The sequence below is a fragment of the Arthrobacter sp. H20 genome, assembly GCF_000520515.1.
Taxonomy (GTDB): Bacteria; Actinomycetota; Actinomycetes; order Actinomycetales; family Micrococcaceae; genus Arthrobacter_D.
Genome location: NZ_KI914736.1, coordinates 48,892 through 53,480 on the forward strand (window position 1 = coordinate 48,892; position 4,589 = coordinate 53,480).

Annotated in this window: 5 protein-coding genes; 3 read left to right on the top strand and 2 right to left on the bottom strand. The window is 63.3% G+C overall.

What is annotated here, in order from left to right:
• The coding region (locus tag Y703_RS19585; RefSeq protein ID WP_035764822.1) for an AMP-binding protein at positions 1-605 on the bottom strand (605 nt) is incomplete at its 3' end.
• 289 nt (positions 606-894) lie between these two features.
• Between Y703_RS19585 and Y703_RS0111680 the strand changes: the two genes are divergently transcribed.
• The 3 genes from Y703_RS0111680 to Y703_RS0111690 are packed head-to-tail and all read left to right on the top strand — an operon-like array spanning position 895 to position 3,743.
• Positions 895-2,271, top strand: a complete 1,377-nt coding sequence (locus tag Y703_RS0111680; RefSeq protein ID WP_026552837.1) for a hypothetical protein — start codon at positions 895-897, stop codon at positions 2,269-2,271.
• A 9-nt stretch (positions 2,272-2,280) separates the two neighbouring features.
• Entirely contained in the window at positions 2,281-3,087 is an 807-nt protein-coding gene (gene nth / locus Y703_RS0111685) for an endonuclease III (RefSeq protein ID WP_026552838.1), read from the top strand.
• Positions 3,084-3,743: an NUDIX hydrolase gene (locus Y703_RS0111690; protein WP_026552839.1), complete on the top strand. Its 660-nt coding sequence runs from the start codon at positions 3,084-3,086 to the stop codon at positions 3,741-3,743. The genes nth and Y703_RS0111690 overlap by 4 nt, the downstream gene beginning before the upstream one ends.
• On the opposite strand, the gene Y703_RS19590 is transcribed toward Y703_RS0111690, so the two are convergent.
• Positions 3,682-4,443: an NAD(P)/FAD-dependent oxidoreductase gene (locus tag Y703_RS19590; protein WP_253908029.1), complete on the bottom strand. Its 762-nt coding sequence runs from the start codon at positions 4,441-4,443 to the stop codon at positions 3,682-3,684. The genes Y703_RS0111690 and Y703_RS19590 overlap by 62 nt on opposite strands.
• Positions 4,444-4,589: the final 146 nt, after the last annotated feature.

Below are 4,589 nucleotides of genomic sequence, written 5' to 3' on the forward strand. Positions count from 1 at the left end.
GCCCGCCGGTAAGTGCCATCAGCGGTGACGACCAATTTGGCTTCGGCGTCATCGATCCTGCTGCGCAACGCCTCAGCGGAGAATCCCCCGAACACCACCGAGTGCACAGCGCCGATCCGCGCGCAGGCGAGCATGGTGATCACCGCTTCGGGAATCATGGGGAGGTACACCGCAACCCGGTCTCCCTTTTCGACGCCGAGCGACAGGAAAGCGTTCGAAGCCTTCTTGACCTCTTCGGTGAGCTGCGCGTAGGTGTAGGAGCGGGTGTCGCCGGGCTCACCCTCGAAGTAAATGGCGACCCGGTCTCCGAGACCAGCTTCGACATGGCGGTCCAACGCGTTGTAGGCAGCGTTGACCCGCCCACCGACAAACCACTTGGCGAAGGGGGCGTCGGAGAAATCGAGGGCCTGGGTGAAGTCCTGGTCCCAGGTCAGCATCGCCCTCGCCTGGGTAGCCCAGAACTCAGGGCCGGCCTTTCCTTCTTCATACAGGGAAGGCTGCGCGACGGCGTGTGCAGCGAACTCTTCGGTCGGGGGAAAGCGGCGCTCCTCGTGGAGCAGATTCTCAAATGCGTCGCCCTGCGTGGTCTGGGTGCTCTCAGACATGTTCAACCCTTCTTCTGCCGGTTATCTTGGGAGCGGCGAGCGCCCGGTTCGAAGACCGGCACGCAACACCGCGACACTGGAGACCAGACTAACCGTGGGGACACTTGTTGTGTGTGCGCGCTCACACTCGTAAATGTGAATGGTTGAGTTTCTGCGGTGAGTGGCGCCACGGGCCAGCGCCGAACCCCTGATGGGTAGTAGAGGAGGGATGGGGTGACTACTCTGGTGAAAGGAAAAGAACGCTGGCGACTGCGGCCCGCCCGGCCGCTGCGACGAATGGAATCTCGACATGACAGATCCGCACACCGGCCGGTTCGCCGGCAGCAGTAGCAGCACCGAAGCCAACGCATCCTCCTCAGCCGCTCCGCCGAAGTCAGCGGGCGGCAGCGAGGCAGCCGTCGGCCCCTTCACCCTTCGCGAAGCGGTGATCGGTGGCTCGATCCTCCTCATTTTCATCGGCTCGCTGCTCCCCTTCTTCGAAGCACGAGGCTCGTTCGGCAACCTGTGGAATGCGTCGTCGCTGTTCTTCCTCGGGATTGGAATTGTCCTCCCGGTGGCCACAGCAGGTCTGCTCACCGCGCGGAGGCTTGGCGCCGATACACGAATCGGTTCGCTCTCAGTGGATCAATTCGCCTCGGTGGTAGCTGTTCTGGCCACTGCTTTCTTTTTTCTTCAGACAGTCACCGCCTTCCACATCGGCCCGTTCATCTGCCTCCTCGGCGGGATCGGGATGCTTGCCGCAACTGTGGGAGGGCCGCATCTGCCGATATTCGCCGCAGATTTTACCGGCCGACCGACAGCCAGCGCCCACGTCATGGCCCGCGGTGTTCTGCCGGCGGCACCCAAACCACCCAAGGAATCCAAAGCAGCCGCACCGGTTCCCGCAGAACAGGTTTCCCATTTCAGTGATCAATCGGGGACGACGACGCATCCCCGTGCCAGCGCGGCGGCGGCAACAGCTGGGGCAAGTCCGACGCCGGGCTCAACCGGTAACCCGTCACAGCCGGCCGATCAGGGGAAGCCAGCGGGCGGCGCTCTCCGCAGTAGGTTCGGATTCGGCGCGGCCAAGGCATCGCAGGCTCACGACTCCCAGGGCCCTCCCAACGTGCACCTCAAAAATGAAGGAGGGGCTGTGCCCGGGGCTCAGGACAAGGAACTGTCCGACGCCGATTCGTCAGGCTACCCTAGGTTCGCTGACGAGGATTTCGCCCCTTACAGCACGTCCCCTGACGCGGCGCCCTCACCGACTTCGGCGCCATCGGCAGATTCGGTGGGCACAGCTGACAAGGCGACGACGACGGGCGAACACCCGGCCGACACGACGTCAGCAGCGCGGGACGCAACCACCGGCGCCGATGCTCCGGCCGCCGCAACCACAGTCAATCAGGTAGTTGAACGGCGGAGCGATGACGCCCACGAGCCCATCTCGGCAACCAAGGAATCCGACGACGCCGCGGTTGTGGAGGCATTCTGGTTCGCGGTAGGCACACCCCGCCCGGTGGTCGACGAGGCCTCAGGTGTTGAGCTTTTCGTCCTGCGCCCCGGCGACTGGGAAGTCGGGATCGAAGACCGTGGCGAGGAGTTCCTGGTCCAGGATAAGCGGACCGGCCGTATCGGAGTGATGCGGGACCTGAGCAATATCGAGCGCGCGCCGAGCGACGGCTAGGCGCTGGTAGTGGCCCGAAAGGTGTCAGCTGGCGCGCCGGATCCCACCCCCCTCGCCGTCAAACGGCGAGCCCGCCGGATCCACCGCACGCTCGCAGCGGAGTACCCCTATGCGGTAGCGGAGCTCGACTTCACCAACCCCTTTGAGCTACTCGTCGCAACAGTTCTGTCTGCCCAGACGACCGATGTGCGGGTCAACCTCACCACCCCGGCACTCTTCGCCAGGTACCCCGACGCGCGGAGCCTGGCCGAAGCTGATGAAGCGGCTCTGCAGGAGCTGATCCGGCCCACTGGGTTCTTCCGGGCCAAGGCGAAGAGCCTGCTGGCGCTCTCCAACCGGTTGGTTGATGAGTTTGACTCAGTGGTCCCAGCGAGAATCGAGGATCTCGTGACGCTGCCCGGCGTGGGGCGCAAGACCGCCAACGTGGTGCTCGGCAATGCGTTCGGCATACCGGGAATCACTGTCGATACCCACTTTGGGCGTTTGGCGAGGCGTTTCCGATGGACCGGGTCCGACGACGCAGTGAAGGTCGAGGCCGACGTCGCGCGCTTGTTTGACCCCCAGGACTGGACCATGCTGTCGCATCACGTCGTGTTTCACGGCCGCCGGGTATGCCACTCCCGCAAGCCTGCGTGCGGTGCCTGCCCCTTGGCAGCCCTGTGCCCCGCGTATGGCGAGGGAGAGGTGGATCCGGTCAAGGCTGCCAGATTGCTGAAATATGAGCTGGCGCCCGGCAGGGAGGAACTGCTGCAACTGATGAGGGACGGCGCAACCCGGCGAGAGCTGCAGGCTGCCGGGTACAGCCTCGGAGCATGAGCGCTCGTCAACAACTACTGGACCTGGCACAGACGTCCGCGGCACAGACCGGGACGCCGCGCGGCCTTGACCCCGCGCAGGCCCGCCATGCGGCGGTGCTGATCCTCTTCGGCACCCTCGACGATCGGCCCGCCCACTTCCACGCTGCCGCGGTCCCCGATGACCTGGACGTCCTGTTGGTTCTGCGATCAGGATCGCTGAACGATCATCCCGGCCAGGTGGCGTTCCCCGGCGGGCGGATTGACGACGACGATGCCGGGCCGGTCGCCGCTGCGCTCCGTGAGGCGCGTGAGGAAACGGGGGTCGATACCACCGGCGTCGAGGTGCTCGGTCAGTTGCCCGAATCGGGTCTTCCGGTCAGCAATTTCCTTGTCACCCCGGTGCTCGCCTGGTGGGCCCGGCAATCACCGGTGACCGCGGTCGACGAGGCGGAGTCGGAGCATGTGTTCCGGATACCCGTCGCTGACCTGCTGAATCCGGCAGGACGCCGTTCAATTGTTGGCCGCCGCAACGGTGTCTCCTGGACCACGCCGGCTTTCCTGGTCAGGGATGTCACGGTGTGGGGATTCACAGCCATGCTGTTGGACGGGTTGTTCAACGACCTGGGGTGGACGATCCCGTGGGATGCGTCAGCGCAGATTCCGGCGCCGTTGTAGTCGACCCGAGGAATCGTTCGAGGCTATCGTCCATGGCGCTCAGCCACGGAGTGTGGTGGACCGATGCTTCGGTCCCGGTCATAACCGAGGTATGGGTGTCATCCCGGTAGCCGAGGATGTTGTTTTCCTTGTTGATTAGCCATTGCTTGAAAAGGTCAGCGACGCGGTCAAGGTCGAATGGCGGGTAGTCGGTCGCCATGATCAGATCCCGCAGATAGTTGGCCTGGAAGTCCACGTCATCGAAGTGGGAAGTAATCGTGAGCTGCCGGTCCAGCCACCTATTCGCGTCGTCAGTGCGTTCGGCAGCTGAGGGCAGCGGGATGGTACCCATCATGACGTCGCGGGCGAACCAGGCCTGGGCGTCGAACATATTGAAGGTGAAGTACTGGTCCTGCATTCCCAGATACATCAGATGAGGGTTGTCCTGCCACAGGACACCCTTGTAGAGATTGTCCGGATACAACACATTCGGAGTATGCAGCGCGAGCTCAGTGGGTAGGAAAGGGAACTTGTGTTGATACCCGGTGCACAGGATGACGGCGTCGAACTCGGCCGAGGTGCCGTCTGAAAAATGACCTGTGCTGCCGTCGAACCGGGTGAGAAGCGGGCGTTCGCTGACAGTGTCAGGCCAGTCAAATCCCATGGGGGCCGTGCGGTAGCTGAAAGTCATTGAAGCTGCGCCCATCTTGAAGGCCTGCATACCAATGTCCTCAGCAGAGTAGCTACTGCCGATTAGCAGTACACGCTTACCCGCTAGTGCTCCGTGTTAATGGTTTGTTTGCGTTTCATCTTGCCCAGGAGGTACTCCGCTGACTTGGTCCAGGTGAATGGTTTGGCGTCTTGGTT